The 26,655-nt window shown below is 72.9% G+C and carries 30 protein-coding genes; 23 read left to right on the top strand and 7 right to left on the bottom strand.

What is annotated here, in order from left to right:
• Window positions 1-20 precede the first annotated feature (20 nt).
• Genes ACZ6O5_RS27090 through ACZ6O5_RS27080 form a run of 3 tightly spaced genes read left to right on the top strand, consistent with a single transcriptional unit; the run spans window position 21 to window position 2,952 of the window.
• The gene (locus ACZ6O5_RS27090) at window positions 21-785 is read left to right on the top strand and encodes an ABC transporter ATP-binding protein (RefSeq protein ID WP_107156465.1); all 765 of its coding nucleotides are present in this window, start codon (window positions 21-23) and stop codon (window positions 783-785) included.
• Window positions 770-2,464 carry an ABC transporter permease gene (locus ACZ6O5_RS27085; RefSeq protein WP_465980529.1) on the top strand — a complete coding sequence of 565 codons (1,695 nt, stop codon included), beginning with the start codon at window positions 770-772 and terminating at the stop codon, window positions 2,462-2,464. The genes ACZ6O5_RS27090 and ACZ6O5_RS27085 overlap by 16 nt, the downstream gene beginning before the upstream one ends.
• The gene (locus tag ACZ6O5_RS27080; protein ID WP_405091718.1) at window positions 2,464-2,952 is read left to right on the top strand and encodes an SRPBCC family protein; all 489 of its coding nucleotides are present in this window, start codon (window positions 2,464-2,466) and stop codon (window positions 2,950-2,952) included. The genes ACZ6O5_RS27085 and ACZ6O5_RS27080 overlap by 1 nt, the downstream gene beginning before the upstream one ends.
• Before the next feature lie 121 nt (window positions 2,953-3,073).
• Here ACZ6O5_RS27080 and ACZ6O5_RS27075 read toward each other — a convergent pair whose 3' ends face one another.
• Window positions 3,074-3,331, bottom strand: a complete 258-nt coding sequence (locus ACZ6O5_RS27075) for a hypothetical protein (RefSeq protein ID WP_465980526.1) — start codon at window positions 3,329-3,331, stop codon at window positions 3,074-3,076.
• A gap of 77 nt (window positions 3,332-3,408) precedes the next feature.
• On the opposite strand from ACZ6O5_RS27075, the gene ACZ6O5_RS27070 reads away from it, so the two are divergent.
• The gene (locus ACZ6O5_RS27070) at window positions 3,409-4,032 is read left to right on the top strand and encodes a flavin reductase family protein (protein WP_465980620.1); all 624 of its coding nucleotides are present in this window, start codon (window positions 3,409-3,411) and stop codon (window positions 4,030-4,032) included.
• Between the two features lie 44 nt (window positions 4,033-4,076).
• On the opposite strand, the gene ACZ6O5_RS27065 is transcribed toward ACZ6O5_RS27070, so the two are convergent.
• Window positions 4,077-5,060, bottom strand: a complete 984-nt coding sequence (locus ACZ6O5_RS27065) for a hypothetical protein (RefSeq protein WP_465980524.1) — start codon at window positions 5,058-5,060, stop codon at window positions 4,077-4,079.
• A 224-nt stretch (window positions 5,061-5,284) separates the two neighbouring features.
• On the opposite strand from ACZ6O5_RS27065, the gene ACZ6O5_RS27060 reads away from it, so the two are divergent.
• The 11 genes from ACZ6O5_RS27060 (at window position 5,285) to ACZ6O5_RS27010 (ending at window position 16,260) form a co-directional block, all read left to right on the top strand.
• Window positions 5,285-5,653, top strand: a complete 369-nt coding sequence (locus ACZ6O5_RS27060; protein WP_091061706.1) for a DUF485 domain-containing protein — start codon at window positions 5,285-5,287, stop codon at window positions 5,651-5,653.
• Window positions 5,631-7,304: a solute symporter family protein gene (locus ACZ6O5_RS27055; protein WP_465980522.1), complete on the top strand. Its 1,674-nt coding sequence runs from the start codon at window positions 5,631-5,633 to the stop codon at window positions 7,302-7,304. The genes ACZ6O5_RS27060 and ACZ6O5_RS27055 overlap by 23 nt, the downstream gene beginning before the upstream one ends.
• 81 nt (window positions 7,305-7,385) lie before the next feature.
• Window positions 7,386-8,366 (top strand): NAD-dependent epimerase/dehydratase family protein, encoded by a 981-nt coding sequence (locus ACZ6O5_RS27050; protein WP_465980520.1) that lies wholly within the window; start codon window positions 7,386-7,388, stop codon window positions 8,364-8,366.
• Between the two features lie 74 nt (window positions 8,367-8,440).
• Window positions 8,441-9,685 carry an LCP family protein gene (locus tag ACZ6O5_RS27045; RefSeq protein WP_465980518.1) on the top strand — a complete coding sequence of 415 codons (1,245 nt, stop codon included), beginning with the start codon at window positions 8,441-8,443 and terminating at the stop codon, window positions 9,683-9,685.
• A gap of 140 nt (window positions 9,686-9,825) precedes the next feature.
• Window positions 9,826-11,043, top strand: a complete 1,218-nt coding sequence (locus tag ACZ6O5_RS27040) for an LCP family protein (protein ID WP_465980516.1) — start codon at window positions 9,826-9,828, stop codon at window positions 11,041-11,043.
• A 185-nt stretch (window positions 11,044-11,228) separates the two neighbouring features.
• Window positions 11,229-12,146 (top strand): LCP family protein, encoded by a 918-nt coding sequence (locus tag ACZ6O5_RS27035; RefSeq protein WP_465980514.1) that lies wholly within the window; start codon window positions 11,229-11,231, stop codon window positions 12,144-12,146.
• Between the two features lie 28 nt (window positions 12,147-12,174).
• On the top strand, window positions 12,175-12,510 hold the full coding sequence (locus ACZ6O5_RS27030) for a rhodanese-like domain-containing protein (RefSeq protein WP_281934052.1): 336 nt from the start codon (window positions 12,175-12,177) through the stop codon (window positions 12,508-12,510).
• Window positions 12,511-12,523: 13 nt separating this feature from the next.
• A complete protein-coding gene (locus ACZ6O5_RS27025; RefSeq protein WP_465980512.1) occupies window positions 12,524-13,315 on the top strand; it encodes a glycerophosphodiester phosphodiesterase in 792 nt (263 codons plus the stop codon).
• Between the two features lie 76 nt (window positions 13,316-13,391).
• Window positions 13,392-14,846 (top strand): ATP-binding protein, encoded by a 1,455-nt coding sequence (locus tag ACZ6O5_RS27020; RefSeq protein ID WP_465980510.1) that lies wholly within the window; start codon window positions 13,392-13,394, stop codon window positions 14,844-14,846.
• A 64-nt stretch (window positions 14,847-14,910) separates the two neighbouring features.
• Complete coding sequence (locus ACZ6O5_RS27015) at window positions 14,911-15,327, top strand: ATP-binding protein (protein WP_465980618.1); 417 nt, start codon at window positions 14,911-14,913, stop codon at window positions 15,325-15,327.
• A 48-nt stretch (window positions 15,328-15,375) separates the two neighbouring features.
• Window positions 15,376-16,260: a DUF5926 family protein gene (locus ACZ6O5_RS27010; protein WP_465980508.1), complete on the top strand. Its 885-nt coding sequence runs from the start codon at window positions 15,376-15,378 to the stop codon at window positions 16,258-16,260.
• 73 nt (window positions 16,261-16,333) lie between these two features.
• On the opposite strand, the gene ACZ6O5_RS27005 is transcribed toward ACZ6O5_RS27010, so the two are convergent.
• A complete protein-coding gene (locus ACZ6O5_RS27005; protein WP_281934045.1) occupies window positions 16,334-17,548 on the bottom strand; it encodes an arginine deiminase in 1,215 nt (404 codons plus the stop codon).
• A gap of 162 nt (window positions 17,549-17,710) precedes the next feature.
• Between ACZ6O5_RS27005 and ACZ6O5_RS27000 the strand changes: the two genes are divergently transcribed.
• The 4 genes from ACZ6O5_RS27000 (at window position 17,711) to pheA (ending at window position 20,656) form a co-directional block, all read left to right on the top strand.
• On the top strand, window positions 17,711-18,445 hold the full coding sequence (locus ACZ6O5_RS27000; RefSeq protein ID WP_465980506.1) for a hypothetical protein: 735 nt from the start codon (window positions 17,711-17,713) through the stop codon (window positions 18,443-18,445).
• Between the two features lie 231 nt (window positions 18,446-18,676).
• The gene (locus tag ACZ6O5_RS26995) at window positions 18,677-19,132 is read left to right on the top strand and encodes a hypothetical protein (protein ID WP_107156449.1); all 456 of its coding nucleotides are present in this window, start codon (window positions 18,677-18,679) and stop codon (window positions 19,130-19,132) included.
• Between the two features lie 29 nt (window positions 19,133-19,161).
• A complete protein-coding gene (locus ACZ6O5_RS26990) occupies window positions 19,162-19,689 on the top strand; it encodes a hypothetical protein (RefSeq protein ID WP_465980504.1) in 528 nt (175 codons plus the stop codon).
• Window positions 19,690-19,699: 10 nt separating this feature from the next.
• Window positions 19,700-20,656 (top strand): prephenate dehydratase, encoded by a 957-nt coding sequence (pheA, locus tag ACZ6O5_RS26985; protein ID WP_107156447.1) that lies wholly within the window; start codon window positions 19,700-19,702, stop codon window positions 20,654-20,656.
• Between the two features lie 44 nt (window positions 20,657-20,700).
• Here pheA and ACZ6O5_RS26980 read toward each other — a convergent pair whose 3' ends face one another.
• The 3 genes from ACZ6O5_RS26980 to ACZ6O5_RS26970 all read right to left on the bottom strand — a co-directional run bounded on the left by ACZ6O5_RS26980 (window position 20,701) and on the right by ACZ6O5_RS26970 (window position 22,376).
• Entirely contained in the window at window positions 20,701-21,423 is a 723-nt protein-coding gene (locus ACZ6O5_RS26980) for an AIM24 family protein (RefSeq protein ID WP_107156446.1), read from the bottom strand.
• A gap of 95 nt (window positions 21,424-21,518) precedes the next feature.
• The gene (locus ACZ6O5_RS26975; protein WP_199199675.1) at window positions 21,519-21,863 is read right to left on the bottom strand and encodes a metallopeptidase family protein; all 345 of its coding nucleotides are present in this window, start codon (window positions 21,861-21,863) and stop codon (window positions 21,519-21,521) included.
• Between the two features lie 84 nt (window positions 21,864-21,947).
• On the bottom strand, window positions 21,948-22,376 hold the full coding sequence (locus ACZ6O5_RS26970; protein WP_465980502.1) for an OsmC family protein: 429 nt from the start codon (window positions 22,374-22,376) through the stop codon (window positions 21,948-21,950).
• A 126-nt stretch (window positions 22,377-22,502) separates the two neighbouring features.
• Between ACZ6O5_RS26970 and ACZ6O5_RS26965 the strand changes: the two genes are divergently transcribed.
• The 3 genes from ACZ6O5_RS26965 (at window position 22,503) to ACZ6O5_RS26955 (ending at window position 25,115) form a co-directional block, all read left to right on the top strand.
• Complete coding sequence (locus tag ACZ6O5_RS26965; protein WP_465980500.1) at window positions 22,503-23,237, top strand: hypothetical protein; 735 nt, start codon at window positions 22,503-22,505, stop codon at window positions 23,235-23,237.
• 244 nt (window positions 23,238-23,481) lie between these two features.
• On the top strand, window positions 23,482-24,303 hold the full coding sequence (locus ACZ6O5_RS26960; RefSeq protein ID WP_465980498.1) for an HAD family hydrolase: 822 nt from the start codon (window positions 23,482-23,484) through the stop codon (window positions 24,301-24,303).
• Window positions 24,303-25,115 (top strand): HAD family hydrolase, encoded by an 813-nt coding sequence (locus ACZ6O5_RS26955; protein WP_405091733.1) that lies wholly within the window; start codon window positions 24,303-24,305, stop codon window positions 25,113-25,115. Before ACZ6O5_RS26960 ends, ACZ6O5_RS26955 begins: the two co-directional genes overlap by 1 nt.
• 37 nt (window positions 25,116-25,152) lie before the next feature.
• Here the strand turns inward: ACZ6O5_RS26955 and ACZ6O5_RS26950 are convergent, their stop codons facing one another.
• Complete coding sequence (locus ACZ6O5_RS26950) at window positions 25,153-25,740, bottom strand: bacterial proteasome activator family protein (RefSeq protein WP_465980496.1); 588 nt, start codon at window positions 25,738-25,740, stop codon at window positions 25,153-25,155.
• Window positions 25,741-25,796: 56 nt separating this feature from the next.
• Here ACZ6O5_RS26950 and ACZ6O5_RS26945 point away from each other — a divergent pair, with 56 nt between their 5' ends.
• Window positions 25,797-26,624 carry an alpha/beta hydrolase family protein gene (locus tag ACZ6O5_RS26945; protein WP_465980494.1) on the top strand — a complete coding sequence of 276 codons (828 nt, stop codon included), beginning with the start codon at window positions 25,797-25,799 and terminating at the stop codon, window positions 26,622-26,624.
• Window positions 26,625-26,655: the final 31 nt, after the last annotated feature.

The raw sequence follows: 26,655 nt of genomic DNA, 5'->3' as shown, positions 1-26,655 counted from the left end.
GGGCGGGCTACCGTCGGACCATGACCGATCAGCACCCGGCCCTGCACCTCCGTGGCCTGGCCAAGCGCTTCGACACGAAGGTCGCGGTGGCCGGGGTCGACCTGGCCGTGCCGACCGGCTCGTTCTACGGCCTGCTCGGCCCGAACGGGGCCGGCAAGACCACCACCCTCTCCATGGCCGTCGGCCTGCTGAGGCCCGACGCCGGCGAGGCCCGGGTCCTCGGGTACGACGTCTGGGCCGACCCGGTCCGCGCGAAGAGCCTGCTCGGCGTGATGCCGGACGGCGTACGCCTCTTCGACCGGCTGAGCGGGGCGGAGCTGCTGGCGTACCACGGTCTGCTGCGCGGCATGGACCCGGCGGTGGTCGACCAGCGGGCGGCGGAGCTGCTCGACGTGCTGGCGCTCGGCGACGCCGGCCGCACGCTGGTGGTCGACTACTCGGCCGGCATGAAGAAGAAGATCGGCCTGGCCTGCGCGCTGCTGCACGGCCCGCGCCTGCTGGTCCTCGACGAGCCGTTCGAGGCGGTCGACCCGGTCTCGGCGGCGCTGATCCGGGACATCCTGCACCGGTACGTGACCGGTGGCGGCACGGTGGTCTTCTCCAGCCACGTGATGGAGGTGGTCGAGCGGCTCTGCTCGCACGTGGCGATCCTGGCCGACGGCACGATCAAGCGGGTCGGGACGCTGACCGAGGTGCGCGGCGACCGGTCGCTGGAGGACGTCTTCGTCGAGGTCGTCGGCGGCCGGACCGCGACCGGCGAGGAGCTGTCGTGGCTGTCCCGGTGACCGCCGTCGAGCCCTCGGCGCGGGCCGTCTCGCCCCGGCACTTCGTCCGGCTGAAGCTGCGGGTGCTCGGCAACAACTTCCGTGGCCAGGCGTGGCGGATCGCGCTGTTCGTGCTGGGTGTGCTGTTCGCGCTCTGGTTCGCCGCGACCGGGTTCTTCCTGCTGGCCGCGCCCGGCCTGGCCGACGAACCCCGGTACGCGTTGCTGGCCGCCGCGTTCGGCGGCGGCGTGCTGACGCTCGGCTGGCTGCTGCTACCGCTTGTCTTCTTCGGCGTGGACGAGACGCTGGACCCGGCCCGGTTCGCGCTGCTGCCGCTCTCCCGCCGGACCCTGGTCACCGGCCTGCTCGCCGCCGCGCTGGTCAGCGTGCCGGCGCTGGCCACCCTGATCACGGTGGCCGGGCTGGTGATCACCGCGGGCGCGTTGGGCGGCTGGTCGGCAGCGCTGGTGGAGGCCGTCGGCGTGGTCGCCGGGCTGCTGGTCTGCGTGGCCGGGGCCCGGGCGGTGACCAGCGCGTTCGCCACCATGCTGCGGTCCCGCCGGGTCCGTGACCTGGCCGCCGTGCTGCTCGCGGTGCTGGCCGCGCTGCTCGGGCCGTTGCAGTTGCTGGTGCTGGCCGCGGTGCGCAGCGCCGACTGGGACCGGCTGACCGGGGTGGCCCGGGTGGTCGGCTGGACGCCGTTCGGCGCGCCCTGGACGGCCGGCATCGACGTGGCCGAGGGCCGGGCCCTCGCGGCCGTGGTGAAGCTGCTGATCACCGCCGCGACGATCGGCGTACTCCTGCTCTGGTGGTCGCGGTCGTTGGAGTCGGCGATGGTCGGCGCGGCGAGCGCCGGGCCGGCGCGGGCCCCGCGCGGCGTGGTCGGCGGCGCGGTCGCGCAGCTCTTCCCGCGCGCGGTCGGCTGGGCCCGGCGGGACCGGTTCGGCGCGCTGGTGGCCCGGGAGTGCCGCTACTGGTGGCGGGACGCCCGACGACGGGCCAACCTGATCACGGTCGCCGTGGTGGGCGTGTTCGTGCCGGTGATGGTCAACCTGGGTGGCGCGTCGCTCGCGGTCGAGGGCGGGGCCGCGTTCGGCGAGGCCAGCGCCAACTCGTCCCCGGTGCTGGTCAGCATCTCCATGGTCTTCGTCGGGGTGCTCGCCTCGGTGACGCTGGCCAACCAATTCGGTTTCGACGGCAGCGCGTACGCGGCGAACGTGGTCGCCGGCGTGCCGGGCCGGGTGGAGCTGCGGGCCCGGATGACGGCGTTCTCGCTCTACGTGGTGCCGATCCTGCTGGTGGTCGCGGTGGTGCTGGGCGTCGTGCTGGGGCGGCCGGAATGGCTCGGGGTGATGGCCGGCGGGTTGTTCGCCGCGTACGGCTGCGGGCTGGCGATCAACGGGTTCATCTCGGTGCTCGGCGCGTACTCGCTGCCGGAGACCAGCAACCCGTTCGCCATGAACACCGGCGCGGGCATCGCGAAGAGCCTGTTCACGCTGCTGTCCATGGTGTCCTCGGCGGCGGCCGCGATCCCGTTCGTGGTGGCCGCCGGGCTGCTCGGCAACGTCTGGCTCTGGCTGGCGCTGCCGGCCGGCCTGGCGTACGGGACGGGCGCGGCGCTGCTCGGCGCGTACCTGGCCGGGGACGCGTTGGACCGCCGGCAGCCGGAGCTGCTGGCCTCGGTCACGCCGAGGCGCTGATGCCGGTCGTCGAGGCGGTCGTCACCGTGCCGGTCCCGCCGGAGCTGGCGTTCGCGGTCTCCCAGACCGTCGCCCCGGTGCGTTACCGGTGGGACCCGTTCGTCCGGGAGCAGCACTTCGTCGACGGCGCGACCCGCCCCGGCCGGGGCGTGCGCACGTTCACCCGTTCCCGGCACGGGTTGACAATGGTCAGCGAGTACGTCTCCTGGGCGCCGCCGACCAACGTGGGCATGAAAATGGTCCGTGGCCCGTGGTTCTTCGAACGCTTCGGCGGCGGCTGGCGCTTCGCGCCCGGCCCGGAGCCGGGCACCACGGTCGCCACCTGGCGGTACAACTTCCGGTGCCGGCCGGCGTTCCTGCGCCCGGTGGCCGAGCGGATCGGCGGGTGGCTTCTCGGCCGGGACATCCGCCGCCGGATCGCCGGGTACGCGGCCGGCTGCGCCGACCCCGAGGTGCTGGCCGCCGCCCGCCGCACGCTGCCGTCCTAGCCTCGGCTCCCGGCTCCAACCTAATTTTTCGCGCTATGACCGTGAGTCATAAATATGACCCAGAGTCATAACGGAAAAACCGGTGCCTTGTTCGGCCGTGGACCGTCGCCGGAGGGAGGCGCTACATGGTGCGGCGCATCGCGGCGTAGACGTGGTGACCGTCGCCGACGCTCAGCACGTTGACCAGCTCCCAGCCGTAGTTCGACAGGTGCTCGACCGCCTCCATCAGCGGCGGGAAGCCGCTGCTGCCCCACTTGTGCCGGGCGATGACCATCAGATGCCGGTGCGGGTAGGCGCGCAGGTCGACCTGACCGCCGACGATGGCCTCGGCGGTGATGACGCGGTCCTGGGCGAGCTTCTGCGGGGGTACGAGAGCCATGCCCCGGAGGGTAGGCGGCTCAGTCGAGCGGCGCCCGGTGGAGGTGGGCGAGCCGGGACCGCCAGGCGTCCGGCGGGCTGCTCGCCGAGGCGAACGAGCAGCTCAGCGACGCCACGGACCGGTACGGGCGCTTCCTCGGCTGGGCGCGGGCCCGGGGCGGCACAATGTTTCACGTGAATCATGAGCAGCCGGGTGCCGAGATCCACCACACCGACCCGTTCGCCGTGCCGGCCGGGCAGCGCTCGCCGGTACGTCGGCTGCGTGGCCGACTGGCCGCCCCGGTGACGCTCTGGACCGCGCCCGGCCCGGCCGGGCTCACCGTCTCCTCCACGCTGATCGCGGAAGGGGAGCCGGACCGGCTGCTCGGCCTGGTCGACGCGGAGTCGGAGCTGTGGGCGGCGGTCGAGGACGCCGGGCGGTTCGCGGTCGCGCCGCTGCGCCCGCGCCACCGGCAGCTCGCGGACCGCTTCGCCGGCCTCTTCCCGTCGCCCGGCGGCCTGTTCGCGCTGGACGCCTGGACCGAGACGCCGTACGGGCCGGTGCCGGCGGACGCCGGTGGCTGGGCCGGCTGCCGGCTCGACGCGGCCCGCGAGTACGGCTGGGGTCTGCTGGTCGAGGCCACCATCGAGACGGTCGACCTCCCCGGCGACAGTGCTCCCCTGCTGCACTACCGGGGCCGCTACCGGGAGCTGACCGACTAGGTCGGGAACCTCCGGCACGAGCGGCCCGGAGGTTCCCGACCGGGCTACTTGGCGAGCCCGCCGCCGCGCTGCTGGCCGTTGGACGGGCCGGACACGCCACCGCTCGGCGGACGGACGCTCGGGGGACCGGTCCGGCCCGCGTCACCGGTGGAGGTCATCCGGGCGATCGCGGCCCTGTCCCCGTTCTGGACCTGCGCGATCCGTTCTGTCGGGCTCTCGCTGCCCCGCAGGTAGGCGCGCTGGACGTCCTGGTTCGTGTACCCACCGTCGCGTACCGCGTCGCGGACGGTCCGGGTCTCCTCCCGATAGGTGAAGCCGCGCTCCCCCGGCGGGCCCGCCGTCCGGAAGTCCAGCCCGGCCGCGGACTGCGTCATGTATTCCGTCATCCCCTCCACGGTGGAGTCGGTGAGCCGACTGCCCGGCGCCTGGAGGCTGGGGTGCTCGATGCGGTGGAAGTTCTCGTGGGCCTGCGCGAACACGGTGTGGTTGTTCGGGTTCAGGTAGGTGTCGCGTTCCCCGACCGGGCCCCGGGTGGTGATGCCCTCCACGTGCGCGGCCCGCCCGAACGCCTGCCCGGGCGCGCCGGCGTCGTTGGCCGCCACCTGCGACACGAACTCGCTGTAGCCGGGGTGGTGCACCCGGCTGTCGTCCGCCAGCGCCGAACGGTGCTCGTCGGTGTACATGTCGCTGCCGGTCAGATAGTTGCCGACGATGTTCCGGGCGCGGTCGTTGTTCTGCTCCGGGGTGGGGAGCACCACCTGATCCGGTTCCGGGGAGGGGGTCGACTCGGTCGGCTGCCGGCCGACGTACCTGACCTCGCCGGTCGCCGCGTTGCTGATCTGGATGTCCGTGCGCTCGGGGTGATTCGCCCGGACCGCCTCCTCGATCCGCGCGCGCCAGGCGTCGTCCACCGCGAACGGCACCAGCACGGTCGTCCGGCTGGCGTTCTGGCCACTGTGCACGTAGTCGACCTGGATGCTGCTGTCGTCGCCATAGGGCAGGTAGAGGTGCCCTCTCGTCGCTGGCATGGCACTCCTTCCGAAGGTGCCCCCCACGACGGGCCGGGTTCCGTCCGGGTTCACGGTCGACCCGAATCCGACCGGTTAGCGGAGTGATCTGGGTCACTGGGCGCAGCGGGGGCACCGTTCGGCGCAGCCGTCGCCCGGGGCCAGGCTGAGCCTTTCGCGCCGGGAGGCGCGCTCTCTAGCGTGCCCGGAAAATCCCCCACGCCTGCGAAGGTGGTGATCCACAGATGTCCACGGACACACCCGCGTCCGCACCCTCCGAGTCGACGGCGGAACGGTACCTAGCCGTCCAACGGTCGGACGAGTTCGCCGGGTTGCGGCGCGCGCTGCGCGGCTTCGTCTTCCCGATGACCGTCGCGTTCTTCCTGTGGTACGCGCTCTACGTCATCCTCTCCGCGTACGCGCGGGGATTCATGGGCACGAAGCTGGTCGGCAACATCAACGTCGCCCTGGTCTTCGGCCTGCTCCAGTTCGTCTCCACGTTCGTCATCGCCTGGCTCTACTCGCGGTTCGCCAACCGGCGGATCGACCCGGTCGCCGACCGGATCCGCGCCGAGATGGGGGAGGTGAACCATGAACACGGTCCTCGCGGCTGAGGCGGGCAGCACCACCGCCCGGAACCTCACCATCACGCTGTTCCTGATCTTCGTGGCGATCACGTTGGCGATCACGGTCTGGGCCAGCCGGCAGACCAAGACCGCCACCGACTTCTACGCCGGTGGCCGCTCCTTCTCCGGCTTCCAGAACGGCATGGCGATCGGCGGCGACTACATGTCCGCCGCGTCCTTCCTGGGCATCGCCGGCATCATCGCGCTCTACGGTTACGACGGCTTCCTGTACTCGATCGGCTTCCTGGTCGCCTGGCTGGTGGCGTTGCTGCTCGTCGCCGAACTGCTGCGCAACTCCGGCCGGTACACGATGGCGGACGTGCTGGCGTTCCGGATGCGGCAACGGCCGGTCCGGACCGCGGCGGCGGTCTCCACCATCACCGTGTCGATCTTCTATCTGCTGGCCCAGATGGTCGGCGCCGGCGCGCTGGTGGCGCTGCTGCTCGGCATCAAGCCGGGCACCACGTTCCTCGGCATGGACGCGGACACCGCCAAGGTGGCCACCATCGTGCTGGTCGGCGCGCTGATGATCATCTACGTCACGGTCGGCGGCATGAAGGGCACCACGTACGTCCAGATCGTCAAGGCGTTCCTGCTGATGACCGGCGCGCTGGTGATGACGCTGCTGGTGCTCGCGAAGTACAAGTTCAACCTGTCCTCGCTGCTGGGTGACGCGGCCGACGCCTCCGGCAAGGGCGCGGCGTTCCTGGAGCCCGGGCTGAGGTACGGCGTGGAGACGCCCGGCGACGCGCTGAAGACGTTCTACAGCAAGATGGACCTGCTCTCGCTGGGCATCGCACTGGTGCTCGGCACGGCCGGCCTGCCGCACATCCTGATCCGCTTCTACACCGTGCCGACCGCGCGGGCGGCCCGCAAGAGCGTGCTCTGGGCGATCGGCATCATCGGTGCGTTCTACCTGCTCACCCTGGCGCTCGGCTTCGGCGCGGCGGCGATCGTCGGCGGGCAGGCGATCACCGCGCAGGACAAGGCCGGCAACACGGCCGCACCGCAGCTCGCCGAGGCGCTCGGCGCGGACTTCTTCGGCGGGAACCTGGGCGGCGCGACACTGCTGGCGATCATCGCAGCGGTCGCGTTCGCCACGATCCTCGCGGTGGTGGCCGGGCTGACGCTGGCGTCGTCGTCCAGCCTGGCGCACGACTTCTACGCCAACGTGGTGAAGAACGGCCAGACGTCGGAGCGGCAGGAGGTGAACGTCGCCCGGATCTCCGCGCTGGTGATCGGCGCGGTCTCGATCGTACTGTCGATCTTCGCGCAGAGCCTGAACGTGGCGTTCCTGGTCGCGTTGGCGTTCGCGGTGGCCGCCTCCGGCAACCTGCCGGCGATCCTCTACAGCCTGTTCTGGAAGCGGTTCAACACCTCGGGCGCGGTGTGGTCGATCTACGGCGGCCTGCTCGCCGCCGTGCTGCTGGTCTTCTTCTCCCCGGTCGTCTCCGGCGCGCCGACGGCGATGTTCCCCGACCACGACTGGCACTGGTTCCCGCTGTCGAACCCGGGCATCCTCTCCATCCCGTTCGGGTTCCTGTGCGGCTGGCTCGGCACGGTCCTGTCCAAGGAGCGCGACGACGACAAGTACGCGGAGCTGGAGGTGCGCTCGCTCACCGGCGCGGGCGCGCACTGACGGGTAGTTGTTAGGCGGGGCCCCCGCCTCTACCGGAGGCGTTAAGCGGGGGCCCCGCCTTACCTGTATAGGGTGCTGAGCATGAAGGTCGCTAATCGGTTTGGTGCCGGACACCGCATTCTCGTCACCGGCGGCGCCGGCTTCGTCCCGTCCCACCTGGTCGACCGGCTCGTCGAGCGCGGTTGCACGGTGGTGGTGCTGGACAACTTCGTCACCGGCTCCAAGGACAACGTGTCCCACCTGCTGGAGAAGCCGACGTTCACGCTGGTCGAGGCGGACATCTCCGACGGCCTGCCGACCGACCACCCGGCGATGACCGAGCGGTTCGACGCGATCCTGCACATGGCGTCCCCGGCCAGCCCGACCGACTTCGAGAAGCTCCCGGTGGAGATCCTCCGGGTGGGCTCGGTCGCCACGCTCGCGCTGCTGGAGCGCGCCACCGCCGACGGCGCGCGGTTCCTGATGGCCTCCACCTCCGAGGCGTACGGGGACCCGAAGGAGCACCCGCAGCGCGAGACGTACTGGGGCAACGTCAACCCGATCGGCATCCGGAGCGTCTACGACGAGGCGAAGCGCTTCTCCGAGGCGGCCACCATGGCGTACCACCGCAGCCGGGGCACGGACACCGCGATCGTCCGGATCTTCAACACGTACGGCCCACGGATGCGGCCGGACGACGGCCGGGCCATCCCGACGTTCATCTCCCAGGCGCTGCGCGGCGAGCCGATCACGGTGCACGGCACCGGCAACCAGACCCGCTCGATCTGCTACGTCGACGATCTGGTGCGGGGCATCCTGCTGCTGCTCGACTCGACGCAGACCGGCCCGATCAACTGCGGCACCGAGCACGAGATGTCGATGCGGCAACTGGCTGAGACGATTGTGTCACTCACCGGCAGCGCCTCCGAGGTGAGCTACATCACGCGCGCCTCGGACGACCCGGAGATGCGCCGCCCGGACCTGACGCTCGCCCGTGAGCTGCTCGGATACGAGCCGAGCGTGACGCCCGAAGACGGCCTCGGACGCACCATCGCGTACTTCCGCGAGCGGCTAGGGTACTGAGCCCGGCTGTCAGCCGGCTGAGCGCCGCGCGCGTCTGAGGGCGGTGGTGGAACGGTCGACCTACCCTCGGTTACATGTCCGCGACCTCGTCTGCCGGCGCACCTCTCCCCCGCCCCCTGAACCGGGGTGCGGGTCGCGCCTCGGTCCCCGGCTCCGGCCGGGACGCCACCTCGCGCGCCCGCGCCACGGAAACCCGCTGGTACCCGTCACACGACGAGGCGCCCCGCTCGGGCGGCCCGGTTGGTCCGGGTGGGCCGGGTGGGCCCGGTGGCACGGGCGGCGGCGGCTTCGGCGGGCCGGGGCGTCGGCCCCGTCCGCGGTGGGGGCGCATCGGCCTGGTGACCGGCATCGCGGTGCTGGTGCTGGCGCTGCTCGGCGGGATCGGGGCCTGGTTCTACGCCCGCAACCTCGACGACGACCTGGCCCGCACCGATCCGTTCTCGGAGATCACCGGCGGGCGGCCGGCCAAGCAGGTCGACGGCGCGTTCAACATCCTGCTGGTGGGCAGCGACTCGCGGGACCCGGACGCCCCTGTCGACGGCGCCGGCAAGTGGCGGGCGGACACCGTGATCGTCATGCACATCCCGGCCGACCACAAGCGCGCCTACCTGGTCTCCGTCCCGCGTGACCTGTACGTGCCGATTCCGGAGAACGCGGGCGCGTCCTGCGACTCCGGCTCGCGCAACAAGATCAACGCGGCGTTCGCGTTCGGCGGCCTGCCGCTGGCGGTGAAGACCGTGGAGTGCTTCACCGACGTACGCATCGACCACGTCATGGCCATCGACTTCGCCGGGTTCAAGGACGTCACCGACGCGCTGGGCGGCGTCGACCTGAAGGTGGAGCGCACCGTCACCTCGATCCACAAGCCGTACCGGACGTTCACCAAGGGCGTGAACCACATGAACGGCACCGAGGCGCTGGACTGGGTCCGGCAGCGCAAGCAGTTCCCGGACGGCGACTTCGCCCGGATGCGCCACCAGCAGGAGTTCCTGAAGGCGCTGATGGACAAGGCGGCGAGCACCGGCACGCTGAGCAACCCGAAGAAGCTGAACGACTTCCTCAAGGCGGTCACCGCCGCCGTCACGGTCGACCAGGGCTTCTCGTTGACCGACATGGCGGTGCAGTTCCGCAGCCTGCGGGGCGAGAACCTGACGTTCGTCACCAGCCCGAACCTGGGGGGCCAGACCGTCGACGGCCAGTCGGTGGTGGTCTCCGACCGGGAGAAGGCGCTGGCGATGTACCAGGCCATGGTCGGGGACAAGATGGCCGACTGGGTCGCGGCCAACCAGAAGAATTCGGGCGACAGCGCCGGCGGCTGACCGGGCGCGCAGCCTCGCCCGTTCGGCCACATCTCGGCACCATCCGCCGGGATTGACGGGAATACCCGCCTCAGGAGGTCGCGAGAACGGGAACGGATACGTAAAGTGGTCCCGCCCCCGATCACCGAGCTGGAGCACGCATGTCGGTCCAGACCAGTCGTCGCCCGCAGTCACCGGCACCCGGATCATCCGGGCGGGTTCCCCCGGTCATCCCCACACAGCCCGGTCCCGGCGGCCGTGGTCCCGGCGGCGGCGGGAAGAAGAAGCGCACCAAGCGCAAGGACCCGCTCTGGGCGAAGCTCACCCTGGTGCTCGGCGCGGTGCTGATGGTGACCAGCGGCGTCGCGATCGTCGGCAGCAAGGCCGTGATCGGTCAGGCCACCAACAACATCGCCCAGCGCAACCTGCTCGGCGAGGCGGGCAAGAGCGAGGCCGAGGGCGGCAACAGCCTGGACGGCCCGATCGACATGCTGCTGCTCGGCGTGGACGCCCGGGCCCGTTGGGCCGCCGACGACGTCCGGTCGGACACGATCATCGTGCTGCACATCCCGGCCAGCCACGACCAGGCGTACCTGATCTCGATCCCCCGGGACACCGAGGCTCGCATCCCGGCGTTCAAGAACAGTGGCTACAAGGGCGGCACCGACAAGATCAACGCTGCGTTCTTCCACGGCGCGCAGAACGGCGGCGGCTGGGAGGGCGGCGCCCAGTTGATGGCCAAGACGATCAAGGGGATGACCGGCATCAGCTTCGACGGTGCCGCGATCATCAACTTCGGCGGCTTCAAGAACGTCATCGACGCGCTCGGCACGGTGCGGATCTGCGTCAGCCACGAGGTCCCGTCGCACCACATGTCGATGGTCGAGGGCAAGCCGATGTGGAACGCGGACGCGAAGAAGACCGGCAAGCCCTACAAGCCGGTGGTGCACAAGAAGGGCTGCCGGGAGATGGAGGGCTGGGAGGCGCTCGACTACTCCCGCCAGCGTTACGGCCTGCCCAACAGCGACTACGACCGGCAGCAGAACCAGCAGCAGCTCATCAAGGCGATGGCCAAGAAGGCCACCGACGGCGGCATGCTGACCAACCCGATCAAGCTGAACTCGCTGATGAAGGCCGCCGGAAAGGCGTTCGTGCTGGACACCGGCGGCGTGCCGATCGCCGACTTCATCTTCACGCTCAAGAACCTCAGCGGAAACGACCTGGTCACGCTGCGCACCAACGGCGGGACGTTCGCCGGCAACAGCAACGGCCGGGAGACGTTCAACGAGACGACCATGGAGATGTTCCAGGCGGTCAAGAACGACAAGCTGGCCGACTTCATCGTGGCCAACCCGACCGTCCTCTCCACCCGGAAGTGACGAAAGCCGGCACCGGCCGGCCCGTCCCCCCGTAGCGTTGACCTGAGCGGGTCTCAGATCGGCGCCACGGGGGGATCGTCACGTCCAGACCAGCACGGAACCGACGCGGGCGGCCTCGACCGGCCCGCTGGCCCCGGTTCCTGCTCGGCAGCGGCCTCGCCCTGGTCCTGCTCGCCACGCTCGGCGTGGCCGGGCTGCACTGGCTCACCCATCGGTACGACCGCACGGTGGCCAAGGGGGAACTGCTCGACCCGACCGCCCGGATGAAGCGGACGGACCTGGGCGGCGCACTCAACTACCTGCTGATCGGCTCCGACCACCGGCCCGGCGCGAACGCCGCCGACCAACGCTCGGACACCATCCTGATCGTGCACGTGCCGGCCGGCATGCGGCAGGCGTACCTGATCTCCATCCCGCGCGACCTGCTGGTCGCCGTCCCGGCGGCGCCCGGCTGGCCCGGCGGCCAGGACAAGGTCAACGCCGCGTACGAGCACGGCGGCGGGGGCGAGGGCGGCGCGCGGCTGCTCAGCGCCACCCTGACCCGACTCACCGGCCTCCGCTTCGACGGCGTCGCGCTCGTCGACTTCTCCGGCTTCACCCGGGTCATCGACCAGCTCGGCGGCATCCGCATGTGCGTGGACACGCCGGTCCGGTCGATCCACACCGGCACCCGGTTCGAACCCGGCTGCCGGCAGATGGACGGGGCCCGGACGCTCGACTACGTGCGGCAGCGCTACGACCTGCCGAACGGCGACTACGACCGGCAGCGGCACCAGCAGCAGATGCTGCGGGCGGTGCTCGACCGGGCCGGCGAGACACACCTGCGCGGCGACCCGGTGAAGCTGGACCGGGTGCTGCGCGCGGTCGGCGGGGCGCTGACCGTCGACACCAACGGCGTACCCCTGGACGAACTGGTGTTCGCGCTCCGCGCGCTGCCGGCGGACGCGCTGCGCGGCGTCCGGCTGCCCTCCCACCCGCAGACCATCGACCAGGTGTCGTACGTGGTGCTGGACCCCGACGGCGGTGATCTGTTCACCGCGTTGCAGGACACCCGGATGCCGGAGTGGGCCGGCGCCAACCCGCGCTGGGTCAACCGGCTCTGAACGCCGCCGGGCGACTAGGCTCTGATCCGTGTTCGGAGCCCAACTTCCCAGCGTGCCCGCGTCGGCCGTGCCCGACGACGTCTACCTGCTCGACGTCCGGGAGGACGACGAGTGGGCCGCCGGCCACGCGCCGGCCGCCCACCACCTGCCGATGACCGAGCTGCCGGCCCGGCTCGCCGAGATCCCCGACGACCGCGAGGTGGCGGTGATCTGCCGGTCCGGCGGCCGCTCCGGGCAGGTCGTCGGCTACCTGCTGCGCAACGGGTGGGACCAGGTCCGCAACGTCGAGGGCGGAATGGGTGACTGGGCCGCCGCCGGCCGTCCCGTGGTCACCGACGACGGGCAGCCGGGTCGGGTCGTCTGAGGCACGTCCGGCCATGACCGACCCGCTGGTCTTCGCCCACCGCGGCTCCTCGTACGACCTGCCGGAGCACACGCTCGCCGCTTACCTGCGCGCGCTGGACGAGGGCGCGGACGGGCTGGAGTGTGACGTCCGGCTGACCCGCGACGGGCACCTGGTCTGCGTGCACGACCGTCGGCTCGACCGGACCAGCAACGGTCACGGCCTGGTCAGCGCGCGTACGCTCGCCGAACTGGAGGCGCTCGACTTCGGCTCCTGGCACCCCGCCGCGGCGGAGGCGGTCGCGGCGGCCCGGCTCGACGAGTCGCACATCCGACTGCTCACGCTGGAGCGGCTCCTCGACGCGGTGCTGGCGGCCGGACGGCCGGTCCGGCTGCTGATCGAGACGAAGCACCCCTCGCGCTACCGGGGCGACGTCGAGCGCCGGCTGGTCGACCTGCTGCGCCGGCACGGCCTGGCCGAGCCCGGCCCGGACGACCTGGTCCAGGTGACCGTGATGTCCTTCTCGCCGCTGGCCGTACGCCGGGTCCGTGAGCTGGCGCCGGCGCTGCCCACCGTGCTGCTGCTGGAGGTGTTGCCGCGCTGGCTGCGGCTGGGTCGGCTGCCCTTCGGCAGTCGCATCGCCGGCCCGGGGGTGGAGCTGGTCCGGGCCCGCCCGCAGCTCGTCCCGGCGCTGCGGGCCGCCGGCAACGCGGTCTACGTCTGGACCGTGAACGAACCGGACGACCTGGAACTCGTGCTGGCCGCCGGGGTGGACGGCGTGATCACCGACCGGCCGGCCCGCGCGTTGGCCCGGTTGGGCCGGTGAACCCCGTCGATCCGCCCGGGACCGGTCGCCCGGTGAGGGGGTGTCCCCGGCGCGGCCGGCGCGGCACACTCGGGGCATGCCGGAGCGAACCGACTATCCCACCCTCATCGCCGGCCACACGAGCGCGATCCACATGATCAATTCTGGCGAGTCCGGCCTCTCCGTGCTCACCCGCCTGCTCCGCGAGGTCGAACCGGCGCTCGGCGCGGCGGGCCTGGTCTTCGTGGAGTTCACCCCGGCCGGCGGGCGGGTGATCGCGGCGACCGGCAGCGCCGAGTTCGTCATCGGCCGCCCGCTGCCGGCCACCGACCCGGCCACCGTCTGCCTGCTGGCCGGCCCGCCGGTCCGGGAGGTCCGGGTGGACGCGATCCCGGGCGCGCTCGCCGACGAGGTGGTCGGCCGGGGGCTGCGCCGGATGATCGTGGCCCGCGCCGAGATCGCCGGGCTGACCGTCGGCAGCCTGCACGCCCTCTACCGGACCGCCGAGCCGCTGGACGCCTCGCAGCGCGCCGTCGTCGGGTACGTCGCCGCCTGCATCGCGCACATGTACGGCGACCAGACCGGCCTGCCGGTGCACGGCGACGGCCCGGTCGTGGCGGCGCTCGCCGACGGCCTGGCCGTGGTCGACCGCGACCAGCGGGTCCGGCTCTGGAACCCGGCCGCCGCCCAGGTGACCGGCCGGTCGGCGGACGAGGCGCTGAGCCGGCCGCTGCCGTTCCCGCTGCCCCCGCCCGGGCAGGTGCTGGACCATCGGCTGCCGGACGGCCGCTGGCTGCGGATCACCTCCGGTGAGCTGCCCGGCCCCACCGCGCTGCGGGTGGTCACCTTCCGGGACATCACCGACCAGCAGCGGCGCGACCACGACCGGGACCTCTTCGTGGCGGTGACCAGCCACGAGCTGCGCACCCCGGTCACCGTGATCAAGGGGTACGCGGACACGCTCACCGACCACTGGGAGTCGCTGACCGACACCGACCGGAGGCAGGCCGCCCGGATCATCGGCCAACGCGCCAACGAGCTGGCCCGGCTGGTCGACCGACTGCTCACCGCCGCCACCGAGAACCGCCCCGGCGGCGAACCGGCCGCCCCGTTCGACCTGGTCGACGCGCTGCGGGCGGCGGTGCTCGACCTGCCCGCCGACCTGCGCCACCGGATCGTGCTCGCCCTGCCCGCCGACCTGCCCAAGGCGCTCGGCGACCGGCACAGCCTGACCACCGTCCTCACCGAGCTGGGCACCAACGCGGGGAAGTACTCACTGCCGGACACGCCGATCGAGATCGACGCCGACGCGAACGAGCGGACGGTCTCGTTCCGGGTCGCCGACCGGGGCATCGGCATCCGGCCGGAGCACGTGGAACGGGCCTTCGACCGGTTCTGGCAGGGGGAGTCCGGCGACCGCCGGCGCTACCCCGGCGCGGGCCTGGGCCTCTATCTCGTCCGGCAGATCGTGGAACAGCAGAACGGCTGGGTGTCCCTCCGGCCGAGGGCCGGCGGAGGTACGGTCGCGGAGGTGCGGCTGCCCCGGGGCTGATCCGGGGCGTCCACGGGTGGAGAGGAACGGCGTGTCGACGGGACCGGCGGAACGGTCGTGGTGCGTGGTGGTGCCCCACCACGCGACCGGCGCGCGCGTGGCCCGGCACCGGCTCGCCGACGAGCTGACCGGCGTCGTACCCCCGGCGCTTCTGGCGGATCTGGTGGCGGTGCTGGCCGAGCTGGTCGGGAACGCGGTCCGGCACGCCGAGGCGCTGCCCGGCGGCGTGGTCCGGGTGGCCTGGCGGTTGCGGGCCACCGACCGGGGGCCGGCCGTCCTGGTCCGGGTCACCGACGGGGGTGCCGGCGCCGGCCCGCGGATGCGCGTCGCGCCTCCCGACGCGATCGACGGGCGCGGGCTGCACATCGTCGCCGGGATGGCCAGCCGCTGGGGTGTCGAGCGGGACGGCCTGGGTCAGAGCGTGTGGGCGGAGTTCGACCCGACCGGGTCGCACCGGGCGGACCTGGTCGCCACCGGCTGATCGGGTCCCGCCCCCGGCCGGGACCTGAGCCATCTAGGCTGTCTGGCCGTGAGCAAGCGTCGAAAGAGCCAACGGGCCACCGAAGCCACCCCGAAGCGGGAGAAGGTGCGCGACATCTTCGTGCCCCGACCGTTCGAGGGCCTAGTCGACGAGCCGGAGTGGATCGCCCTGCGGGAGCTGGTGCCCGCCGCGTCCGCGCCGCTGCGGTTGACCCCCGAGCTGGTCGAGGAGTACGGCGACCGGCCGGTCGTCCTGGCCACCGTGCTGCCGATGGCCGCCCCGGCGGTGGCCAAGGCGGACGGCCGGGTCCTGATCGGTCTCCAGCGGCACCAGCAGTCCGGCGACGTCTCCCGGGATCTGGCCGACGCGCTGCTCTGCGCGCTGCGGACCGAGCCGGGCGGTCAGGTGAGCGTGCCGCCGCTGCCCGGGCCCGGCCCCCGCCTCCAGGACATCCTGGTGGACGGGCCGCTGGAGATCAGCATGCACGACGGGTTCGAGTTCTGGCTCGACCCGGGCGCCACCGACGACCCGACCGTGCAGGCGTCCCTGGAGCGGGCCAACGCGGCGGTCTACCCGACGGTCAAGCTGGACGCGGCCCGGGCGGCGTACTGGTGCCAGGTGCCGGAGAAGGCCCACGTGCGCTGGGTGCTGCCGGACGACGAGGACGCGGCGCTGGACGCCCTGTCCCGGCTGGGCGCGACCGGCGCGCTGACGCTCGGCGACGACACCCGGTTCGCCGGCATGTTCCGGGCGCACGGCCGCCTGGCACCGGTCTGGGACCTGCCGGAGGACACCCCGGCCGCCGCGTGGGAGGGCCCGGTCGCCGAGTTCGCCAAGCGCTACGCCGAGGCGCTGGCCGAGCGGGAGCCGCTGGACGCCGCCGGTCGCCGGGCCCGGCAGGGCCTGCTCGGCCGCCAGCTCACCCTCCGCTGACCACCCCCGGTGCAAGCACGGGCCCCTTCTTAACACTCACGCGTGAGAAGGGGCCCCTTCTCTACCGGAGGCGTTAAGAGGGGGCCCCGCCTTTCTCGCGGACCAGGGGGCAGGACATGCAGCGGGGGCCGCCTCGGCCGGAGCCCAGCTCCGAGCCGGCTATGGCGATCACCTCGATGCCGGCCCGCTCCAGTTGCGCGTTGGTCTCCACGTTGCGTTCGTAGCCCACGCACAGGCGTGGCGCGAGCGCGAGCGTGTTGTTGCCGTCGTCCCACTGCTCCCGTTCGGCGGTCACCGGGTCGAGGCCGGTGTCGATCACCCGGAGCTGGTCGAGGTCCATCGCGTCGGCGGCGGCCCGCAGGAACGGCGCCGGGCCGTCGACCCGTGGCTCGCCGTCCGCACCGGCGACGACGGTGTACGCGGACAGCTCACTGGCGATGTTCGGGTACATCAGCACGGCGTCCACGTCGACCATGGTGCAGACCGTGTCCAGGTGCATGGTGGCGCGTTCCTGGGCGATCGGCACCACCAGGATGGTGTGCGCCAGCCCGGCGGCGAAGACCTGCCGGGCCAGCCGCTCCGCGCCGGCCGGGGTGGTGCGCTCGCCGACGCCGACGGCGAGCACGCCCGGGGCGAGCAGCAGCACGTCGCCGCCCTCCAGGTGCTCCAGCCCGGGGTGGTAGACCAACTCGGTGCCGACGAAGCGCGGGTGGTGGCGGTAGATCGCGTCGGTGAGCGTGGTCTCCCGCCGCCGGGCCGGCATGGCCAGGCTGGTCACGCCCACCCGGTCGCCGATCCACACCGACGAGTCGCGGGTGAAGAGCAGGTTGGGCAGCGGGTCGATGACGAAGTCGTGCCGGTCCATCAGCGTCCAGACCAGACCGCCCGGTCGTTCCGCGCCGATCCGCAGTTCCTCGTGGGCGAGCCCGGCCATGAAGACGTCGGCGAGAGCTGCCGGGTCGAGGTAGGCCAGATGGTCGGCGACCCGGGTGCGCAGGGTGTCGCCGAGTCGGGGGGACCGGAGCACCTGCTCGGTCAGCTCGGCCCGGGCGTCCGCCACGGCGAGCGTCTCGGCCAGCAGGTCGGCCAGGTAGAGCACCTCCACGCCGCGCGAGCGCAGGGCCGCCGCGAACGCGTCGTGCTCCTCCTGCGCCCGTCCCACCCATGGGATAGCGTCGAAGAGGAGGGAGTCGTTGTTGCGTGGGGTGAGGCGGGCGAGTTCCGGCCCCGGGCGGTGCAGCAGTACCGTCCCGAGTCGAGCCACTTCGCTGTCCACGTAGTGCGTCACCCCCGCAGCCTAGGGCAGGCTTCCGCACCATCCGGAAAAGAAGTGTGAATGAATATGGCATTCATCCGCACTCACTCCGGCGGTCCAACTTGCCGAACCCCCGGGTGTGCAACGTAGGGTAGTGGAGACATAACTTCGAGAGACCTTTTGCCGGAGGTCGCGATGACTGTCTTTCCCGCTCGCCGGGCCGTGCCGACCCGGGCTCTGCCGCCTCCCGCGGCACATCCCCGGGTCGATACCGCCTCGGCGCTCGAGCCGGCTCGGCCGACTCCCCTGGAGTGGGCCCGCCGCCGCCGTGCCGAGCGGGGTGCCCGCCGGCTGGAGGCCGCCGGGGCCCGCGCCCTGGGGCAGCTCGACCACCTCGGTCCCGCCTGGCACGTCATCGAGTGGCCCCGGACGGACCCGGCCGACGCGCTGTTCGACCAGGGCGATTCCGACCGGGCCGGGTTCCTCGCGATCGGGCCGAGCGGCCTCTTCGCGGTCACCGTCGCCGACCACGGCCGGGCCCGGGTGCTGGTCGCCGGCGATGTCGTGCAGATCAACGGCAAGCGTCCGCCCTATGTGGCCGAAGCGCGCCGGGACGCCAAGCGGGCCAGCAAGGCGCTCTCCGACGCGGTCGGGCTGCCGATCCCGGTGACGCCGGTGCTGACGTTCGTCGGTTCCGGCGTGATCAGCGTCTACGGCCTCCCGAAGGACTGCCTCATGGCCACCCACCGGGAGCTGGACCGGCTGCTCGTGGCCGCCGGCAACCGGATCAGCCCGGCCACCGCCGAGAAATTGTCGCGGGTCGCCCAGGCGCCCTCGACGTGGCTGAACGGCACGTACCGTCCATCCGCCGACTACCGGTGGTATGACGAGGGCCGAACGGCCGCTGACAAGCGGGCCGCCCGCCGGTAACGTCTCCGGCGACGCCACGCGGTCCGCGGCACCGCCCCGACCGGTTCGTCGGTCCGCGTCGTCGCCGGCCGCCCACCCCCCGGGGCTCCCGCCGCACCGACGCATGTCCCCGGCACCTGAGCCACCCCGGCCTCACGGGCGGCACCGGCGGCCGGAGAGCGCAGCGCGGCCGGAAGGTCGCCGTGCCGACCGGCTAGCGTGGACGGACCGTCGGTGTACATAGGAGGCGCGGTGGCCCACGTCGAGCTCTCACTCTCGGAAGTGTTCACGTCCCCGGCGGAGGCATGCACCGAGCAGGAGTCCGACAACTTCGCGCAGTGGTGCGGAACGGTCTCCCGGGCCGCCGAGCCATGCCTGTTGATCGATGTCGACACGACCGTGGTGGCGATCTCCTCCTCCGGCTGCGACCTGCTCTGCCTGGGCGCCCCGGCGGACGTGGTCGGCCGGCCGCTGCTCGAAGGTGGCCTGCGCCTGGTCGACTTCACCGCCAGCCCGAGCGAGCTGACCGAGCAGGAGACCGACAAGATCCCGCCGCTGCTCGCGCTGCTCTCCGGGCGGCTCGCCCGTGGCCTGCTCCGGGTCCAGGGGCCCGGCTCCGACGCCGGGACGACAGTGGACGCCATCTCCACGCCGGTGCTCACCGGCGCCGCGGTGGCCGGCTCGCTCACGTTCTTCTCCGTGCTCTGACCGCTCGCCCGAGGTCGAGGACATCCCCCGTGCCCGCTACCCCGTCCGCCCGCCGGCATGCCCCGGTGACGTTGCTCGCGTTGCTCGCGCTGGCCGCCTGCGGCACGCCGCCCGAGCTGCGTGGCCCGTCGCCCAGCCCGACCGGCGGTCCCCGCGCCTCGGCGTCGGCCACGCCCACTCCCACACCGAGCGCGACCCCGATCGTGCCGGCCGTCCCGTCCCTGCCGGCGCGCACTCCACCGGCCCCCGATCCGGTCGCCGTGCCCTGCCGGGGCACGCCGTCCGGTGAGCGGATCGTGGCGATGCTGCGCGGCTCCGCCGGGGTGCTGCCCCGCAACGTCCGGATCACCGTACGGACCGGGCCGCTGTGCGCGGAGGGCTGGCAGTACACCGTGCTGGCGGTCTCCGGGCACGAGGAGCTCCAGGTGGTCACGCGCGGCCGGTCCGGCACGCCCAGGCTGGTGACCGCCGGGACGGACGTGTGCGGCGTCGAGGTACGCGCCACCGCGCCCACGGGCATCCGCACCCTGGCCTGTGACAGTCCCCCGGGTGCGTAGGCTGGTCGCCATGCCCGGAACACCGCCGACCCGCTTCGTCTACCTCGGTCCCGAGGGCACCTTCGCCGAACAGGCGCTGCGCACCGTGCCCGCCGCCGAGCGGGGGAGCCGCACGCCGGCCCGCAGCGTGGGCGAGGCGCTGGACGCCGTACGGGCCGGGGAGGCGGATGCCGCTCTGGTGCCGCTGGAGAACTCCATCGGCGGCGCGGTCGGGGTGACGCTCGACGAGTTGGCCGAGGGCGACCCGTTGGTGATCACCCGGGAGGTGGTGCTGCCGGTCGAGTTCGTGCTCGCCGGTCGGCCCGGGGTGACGCCGGCCGGGGTGCGCAGCGTCGCGGCCCACCCGCAGGCGTCCACCCAGTGCCGGGGCTGGCTCCGGGACCACCTGCCCGACGCCACCGTGGTCGACGTGCTCTCCAACGGCGCCGCGGCGGCCGGCGCGGCGACCGGCGAGTACGACGCCGCGATCTGCGCCCCGATCGGCGCCGCCCGGCACCGGCTCACCGTGCTCGCCGACAAGATCGCCGACCATCCCGACGCGGTGACCCGGTTCGCGCTGCTGTCCCGCCCCGGGACGCCCCCGCCACCGACCGGTGACGACCTCACCTCACTGGCGGTCTACATCGCGCACGACCGGGTGGGCGCGCTGCTGTCCGTGCTCATGGAGCTGGCCGTCCGCGGCGTGAACCTGACCCGCATCGAGTCCCGCCCGACCGGTGAGGCGCTCGGACGCTACGTGTTCTTCCTGGACTGCACGGGGCACGTCGCCGACGTCCGCCTCGGCGAGGCGTTGCAGGGGCTGCACCGGGTCTGCGCCGGCGTGCGCTTCCTCGGGTCGTACCCCCGGCACCGCTGGAGCACGGCGGCGGGCGACCGGCCGACGCCCGCGCCGGCCGGTCTCTCCGACGCCGACTACGCCGACGCGGCGGCCTGGCTGGCCCGGCTGCGCGCCGGCGAGCTGAGCTGACCGGGCCGGGTGCGCCCCCCAGGGTCGCACCCGGCCCGGAGACTTCACTGCAACAGGCCGCCGAGCAGGCCACCCTGCTGCTGCTGGGCGCCGCTGCCGGCCACCGGCGGCTCCTCCGACGGCTGGACCACGACGAAGCCGTGACCGGCGAAACTCATCGTGAACGCCTCGCCGGTGCTGCGGCCGAGCAGCGTGCCCAGGCCGAGCTGCTCGGCCCGGTGGTAGCCGGTCTGGAGGCTGGCCGACCAGCAGACCGCCGCCTGCGGGTCGACGTACGTCGGCGCGTCCACGTTCAGCACCACCGGGGTGCCCTTGGTGGTGATGGCGATCCGGCCGTGCCCGGTGAAGACGCAGTTGAACAGGCCGGCCGAGGAGGCCATGCCCATGCCGCTGACCATCTTGATGTCGTACTGGAGGCTGGAGTCGAACGCCAGCACGCTGGAGCCGTTGATGGAGAGCGCGTCGCCCGGCTCCAGGTCGATGATGTGCACGTCCTTGGCGGCCTCGGCGAGGAAGACGTCGCCGCGACCGGAGAGCTTCATCAGCGGAACGCCCTCGCCGGTGAGCCGCTGCTTGATGAACTTGCCGATGCCGCCGGAGCCGAGCGCCTGGAACTGCACCTGGCCCTGGTACGCGACCATGGACCCGACCCGGGCCATCGCCTCGCCGTTCAGCTCGATCTTGAGCATCTTGGAGTTCTGCAGCCGCATGCCCGGCTGCTGGGACTCCTTCTCCAGGTTCTCCGCGGAGAACAGCTCGCTGCGCATCGGGTTTCCTCCTGCATCGGGATGTGCCTGATCCGCAGGTTAGGGGACGGGCGCAACCGCGGGGATCGGCCGAGCGGGGGTCGGGCGGGACCCGGTCAGCCCCAGCCGAGGGCGTGCAGGCGCTCGTCGTCGATGCCGAAGTGGTGGGCGATCTCGTGTACCACGGTCACCGCGACCTCGTCGACGACGTCGTCATCGGTGTCGCAGATCGCCAGGATCGGGTTCCGGTAGATCAGGATGCGGTCCGGCAGCACGCCGGAGTAGTCCCAGCCGCGAGCGGTGAGCGCGTGCCCCTCGTAGAGCCCGAGCAGGTTCTCGCCGGGCGGTGGGTCGTCCTCCACCAGGATGACCACGTTGCTCATCAGCCCGAGCAGTTCCTCGGGCACCTCGTCGAGCGCCTCGCCGACCAGCTCCTCGAACCGGTCCCGGCTCATCTCCACGGCCACGCGGCCGGTCCCTCCCTCACGGTCGGCACGCGGCACGGCGAGGACGCCCGCGAGGGCGCCCCCACCGCGTCGGACGGGTCAGGCCAGGCGGGCGGTCAGGGTGATCTCGGCGCCCGGGGAGAGCAGCCGGGAGATCGGGCAGCCCTCCTTGGCGGCCTCGGCCAGCTTGGTGAAGCCGGCCTCGTCGAGGCCCGGGGCCTGGCCGACGGTCTCCAGGTCGATGCGGGTCACGGTCATGCCGGCGTCGGTCTTGTCGAAGTGCACCTTGGCGGTGGTCTCCACCGACGTGTCGGAGACGCCCGAGTCGGCGAGCTGCTTGGAGAGCGCCATCGAGAAGCAGCTCGCGTGCGCGGCGCCGATCAGCTCCTCGGGGTTCGTGCCCTCACCCTCCTCGAACCGGGACTTGAAGGAGTAGTTGCCGGACAGGCCGCCCTTGCCGGTGCGGACGGTGCCGGACCCCTCGGCGAGGTTGCCCTGCCAACGTGCGGAAGCGGTACGGATAGGCATGGCACCGACGCTAACCGAAAGCGGGCCGTCCCGCACCGCCTGTCCTGCGCACCTCGCGGTCCGGGTGACCGGGGGCCGGCTGTGCCATGATTCGACGCAGACCCGCGTACCGGAGAAGGGTGACCGATGTCGCAGGATCCCCCGGTTCCCAGGCAGGACAACCGCGCCGACGGCACCACGGTGGTCGAGTGGGGCGACGCCGACACCGGGGCGGCTCCGTCCGGCCGGTTCGGTCGGGCGCTGGCCGGTCTGGGCCGGGACCATCGCCTGCCGCCGGTGCTCGCCGGGCTCGGCGCGGTCGCCGCGCTCGCCTCGCTGATCGGCGAGTGGCTGGTGATCACGGTGCCCGACGAGGGGGAGGACGGGAACACGACGTTCCGGCTGCCCAGTGGCGTCGCCGAGATCGGCGGCTTCGGGGCGGCGTACCTGGTGGGACTGCTCGGGCTGTCGGTCGCGGTGGCGCTGGCGCTGCGCGGCGCCCCGGCGGTGCGGCAGCACGCCCGGATCGCCGGGCTGGGCCTCGCGGCGACGCTGCTCGGCGTGCTGGTCGCGACCGCTTCCTCGCTCCAGCCGCTCGCCCGGAGCATCCTCTTCTTCCCGGTGGAACGGGACATCCAGGTGGAGCACGGGCGCGGCCTGGTCACCGCGTTCCTCGCGGTGACGCTGCTGGCGGTCGCGCTGCATCTGGCCGGGCGGGCCACCGACCGGGCGGGCGTCGAGGCGGCACCGGACGACGAGACGCCGGACGACCGGCCGTTCCGGCGACGTCGCCGGGCCCGGGACGACGAGGCGCCGCCGGCGCCGGCCGACCTCACGGTGGAGCCGACCGTGCCGTTCGCCGGCCCCGAACGCTCCCGCTGAGCGGGCCGACCCACCGGTCCACCGATCCGCCGATCTCGGCGAAGCTCCCGGCCCGCCGGCCCGCTGGCCTGCCGATCCGTCGGTGCGGCGGCCACCGGATCGCCGCCGTGGATTCGCGGCGGATTCGCCGGAACGCCATGGTCGCCCCCTGCCGCGCGAGATACGGTTGCTGCCCGCCGTCCGGCGGTCTCGGCACGAGCACCGGGCCGGCCGGCGTGACGGCGGCGGGGCCGAAGGAGGAGCCATGACCCGCCCGGGCCTGCCCAAGTTGATCGCCACCGACCTCGACGGCACGCTCGTCCGCAGCGACGACACCGTCTCCGCGTACACCCACGGGGTGCTGGACCGGGTGCGGGCCGCCGGCATCCCGGTGGTCGGCGCCACCGGACGCGGACCCCGGCTGGCCGAACTGAGCCGCAACGACATCCGCGCCGCGGACTTCCTGGTGATGGCCGGCGGCGGGTGGGTGGTCGACCAGAGCGACCCGGCCGGCCCGCTGGTGCTGCGCGACGAGCGCCTCCGGAGCGGGGTGCTCGCCCGGCTGATCGCCGACCTGGAGGCCGCGGTCGGCCCGCTCACCGTGATGGTGGAGGCGTCCGGCGAGGACGACACGCCGCTGTGGGGCGACTACCACCCGAGCTGGCCCTACCCGGACCGGTTCGAGGCGCGCAGCCGGGCGGAATGTCTCTCCTGCGACGTGGTCAAGGCGTTCGCGCGGACCGAGGACCACCACGTCGACGAGCTGCTGGCGGTGGCCCGCCGGATCGTGCCGGCGGAGGTCGCCTCGCTCACCCAGGCCGGGCTCGGCTTCGTCGAGATCTGCCCGCCCGGGGTGGACAAGGCATCCGGGCTGAGCGTGGTCGCCGAGCGGCTCGGGGTGGACCCGGCGGACGTGCTGGTCTTCGGCGACCAGCCCAACGACCTGCCGATGTTCGGCTGGGCCGGCTGGGCCCGGGTGGCGGTGGCGAACGCCCACCCGGAGGTGCGCGCCGCCGCGGACGAGGTCACCCTGCGCAACGACGACGACGGCGTCGCGGTCTACCTGGACCGACTACTCTCCCGGTGATGGGAGAACCACCCCGCCTCGTCGCCAGCGACATCGACGGCACGCTGCTCACCGACGACCGCACGCTCAGCCCGCGTACCGCGCGGGTGCTGGCCCGGATCGCCGCCGCGGGCACGCCGGTCGTGCTGGTCACCGGCCGTCCGATCCGCTGGCTCAAACTCGTGTACGACCAGCTCGCCGCGCCGCTGCCGGCCATCTGCGCCAACGGCGCGGTGGTGTACGACCCGGCCGCCGACGAGGTGCTGCGCGCCGACCCGCTCGCCCCGGAGCTGCTCGCCGAGGTGGCCCGGCGGTTACGCGCCGAGGTGCCCGGGGTGAGCTTCGCGGTGGAGATCGTGGACAGCCGGCAGATGCGGCACGAGTCGCACTACCCGCTGCGCTGGGACGCCGACGCGGACGCGATCCGCGCCGTCGAGTCGCCGGAGGAGCTGCTCGCCGCGCCGGCGGTGAAGCTGCTGGTCCGGGCCGGGGAGCAGGACCCGGATGTGTTCGTCCGGGTGGTCGCCGGTGCGCTCGAAGGGCTGGCCGAGGCGACGCACTCGTCGTACAGCGGCCTGATCGAGGTCTCCGCCGCCGGGGTGACCAAGGCGGCCGGCCTGGCCTGGTACGCGGCCCGGCTGGGCATCGACGAGCGGGACGTGCTGGCGTTCGGCGACATGCCGAACGACGTGCCGATGCTGACCTGGGCCGGTCGGGCGGTGGCGGTGGCGAACGCCCACCCGGCCGTCCGGGAGATCGCGGACGAGGTGACCGGGGCGAACACCGAGGACGGCGTGGCCGCGTACCTGGAGAAGATCTTCGGGGTGGACTGACCGGCCGGGGCGCGTCAGGCGCCCCGGCCGGTGTCGGTCAGAGGTACTGGCCGGGCGCGTGGCCCTCGGTGCCGGGCATGCCGGGCATGCCGGGGACCATCCCGCCGGGGCCGCTGGGCAGCGCCTGCCGGCCGGAGCGCATCTGCTCCAACTGGACGCGGGCGGCCATCTGCTGGGCGACAAGCGCGGCCTGGATGCCGTGGAACAGCCCCTCCAGCCAGCCGACGAGCTGGGCGTGGGCGATGCGCAGCTCGCCCTCGCTGGGCGCCTGCTGCTCGGTGAACGGCAGCGAGATCCGTTCCAGCTCCTCGCGGAGCTCGGGGGCGAGGCCCTCCTTCAGCTCGACGATCGAGCGTTCGTGGATCTCGCGCATCCGGTGCCGGCTGGCGTCGTCGAGCGGGGCGGCCTTCACCTCCTCCAGCAGCTGCTTGATCATGCTGCCGATCCGCATCACCTTGGCCGGCTGCTCGACCAGGCGGGTCGGGTCCTCGCCCTTGCCCTCCTCGGTCTGCACCGTGCCGACCGGTCGACCGTCCGGGCCGACCACCACCACGGTGCCGGGGATGCCGTCGTTGGCCTGTTCGTCGTCGTGTCCACCGGAGTGTGCTTCGGTCATGCCACCCATCTTTACCCACCCCGGCCACGCGCACGCGCCCGGACCGGGCAGGCTACCGTCCCGGCATGACCGGCGACCCGCGTGACGTGCTGACCCGGCCGGCCCCGCCGCCGGACGCCACCGTCGCCTACGGCGACCGTCCGGACCAGTGCGCCGACCTGCGCGGCCCGGCCGGTGAGGGGCCCGCCCGGCCGCTGGTGGTCGTGGTGCACGGCGGCTTCTGGCGGGCCGCGTACGACCGGACCCACACCGGCCCGATGGCGGCGGCGCTGGCCGCGCTCGGTCATCCGGTGGCCCAGCTCGAATACCGCCGGACCGGTCGGCCGGACAGCGGCTGGCCGGACCCGCTCACCGACGTGCTCGCCGGCGTCGCCGCGCTGCCGGGGCTGGCCGCCGCCGCGTGGCCCGGCCGGGTGGCGCGGGTGCCGCCGATCCTTCTCGGCCACTCCGCCGGTGGGCATCTGGCGCTGTACGTGGCGGCCCACGCCCCGGAAACGACAGGCGGGGTGCTCGCGTTGGCCCCGGTCGCGGACCTCGCCGAGGCGTACCGGCTGGACCTGGACTCCGGGGCGGTGGCCGCGCTGATGGGCGGCGGCCCGGCCGACGTGCCGGAGCGGTACACCGCCACGGATCCATCGGCATTGGTGCCGATTCAAACACGCACAGTAGTCATGCACGGCGTTCTCGACCGGCAGGTTCCGGTGTCGATGAGCCGCTCATGGGTGGCCGCCGACCGGGCCGCCGGCGGCTCCGCCACGCTCATTGAGCTGCCAGAATGCGAGCATTTCGGGCTGATCGCCCCCGACTCGGCCGCGTGGCCGCGGGTGGTGACGGCGTTGCGGTCCCTGCTCGGTGATCCACCCGGCATTGACGCAGCGTCGTCGACCAGGTAGAACGCCGGAGGGGTGTGCACGATGGCCACCC

This window comes from Micromonospora sp. NPDC049201, from assembly GCF_055586805.1.
This window is presented reverse-complemented; position numbering and strand designations above follow the sequence as displayed.

Coding starts and splice junctions, on each gene's coding strand:
- ACZ6O5_RS27090 (WP_107156465.1), top strand. CDS start 21: ATGACCGATCAGCACCCGGCCCTGCACCTCCGTGGCCTGGCCAAGCGC.
- ACZ6O5_RS27080 (WP_405091718.1), top strand. CDS start 2,464: ATGCCGGTCGTCGAGGCGGTCGTCACCGTGCCGGTCCCGCCGGAGCTG.
- ACZ6O5_RS27075 (WP_465980526.1), bottom strand. CDS start 3,331: ATGGCTCTCGTACCCCCGCAGAAGCTCGCCCAGGACCGCGTCATCACC.
- ACZ6O5_RS27065 (WP_465980524.1), bottom strand. CDS start 5,060: ATGCCAGCGACGAGAGGGCACCTCTACCTGCCCTATGGCGACGACAGC.
- ACZ6O5_RS27060 (WP_091061706.1), top strand. CDS start 5,285: ATGTCCACGGACACACCCGCGTCCGCACCCTCCGAGTCGACGGCGGAA.
- ACZ6O5_RS27055 (WP_465980522.1), top strand. CDS start 5,631: ATGAACACGGTCCTCGCGGCTGAGGCGGGCAGCACCACCGCCCGGAAC.
- ACZ6O5_RS27050 (WP_465980520.1), top strand. CDS start 7,386: ATGAAGGTCGCTAATCGGTTTGGTGCCGGACACCGCATTCTCGTCACC.
- ACZ6O5_RS27045 (WP_465980518.1), top strand. CDS start 8,441: ATGTCCGCGACCTCGTCTGCCGGCGCACCTCTCCCCCGCCCCCTGAAC.
- ACZ6O5_RS27040 (WP_465980516.1), top strand. CDS start 9,826: ATGTCGGTCCAGACCAGTCGTCGCCCGCAGTCACCGGCACCCGGATCA.
- ACZ6O5_RS27025 (WP_465980512.1), top strand. CDS start 12,524: ATGACCGACCCGCTGGTCTTCGCCCACCGCGGCTCCTCGTACGACCTG.
- ACZ6O5_RS27020 (WP_465980510.1), top strand. CDS start 13,392: ATGCCGGAGCGAACCGACTATCCCACCCTCATCGCCGGCCACACGAGC.
- ACZ6O5_RS27000 (WP_465980506.1), top strand. CDS start 17,711: ATGACTGTCTTTCCCGCTCGCCGGGCCGTGCCGACCCGGGCTCTGCCG.
- pheA (WP_107156447.1), top strand. CDS start 19,700: ATGCCCGGAACACCGCCGACCCGCTTCGTCTACCTCGGTCCCGAGGGC.
- ACZ6O5_RS26980 (WP_107156446.1), bottom strand. CDS start 21,423: ATGCGCAGCGAGCTGTTCTCCGCGGAGAACCTGGAGAAGGAGTCCCAG.
- ACZ6O5_RS26970 (WP_465980502.1), bottom strand. CDS start 22,376: ATGCCTATCCGTACCGCTTCCGCACGTTGGCAGGGCAACCTCGCCGAG.
- ACZ6O5_RS26965 (WP_465980500.1), top strand. CDS start 22,503: ATGTCGCAGGATCCCCCGGTTCCCAGGCAGGACAACCGCGCCGACGGC.
- ACZ6O5_RS26960 (WP_465980498.1), top strand. CDS start 23,482: ATGACCCGCCCGGGCCTGCCCAAGTTGATCGCCACCGACCTCGACGGC.
- ACZ6O5_RS26955 (WP_405091733.1), top strand. CDS start 24,303: ATGGGAGAACCACCCCGCCTCGTCGCCAGCGACATCGACGGCACGCTG.
- ACZ6O5_RS26950 (WP_465980496.1), bottom strand. CDS start 25,740: ATGGGTGGCATGACCGAAGCACACTCCGGTGGACACGACGACGAACAG.
- ACZ6O5_RS26945 (WP_465980494.1), top strand. CDS start 25,797: ATGACCGGCGACCCGCGTGACGTGCTGACCCGGCCGGCCCCGCCGCCG.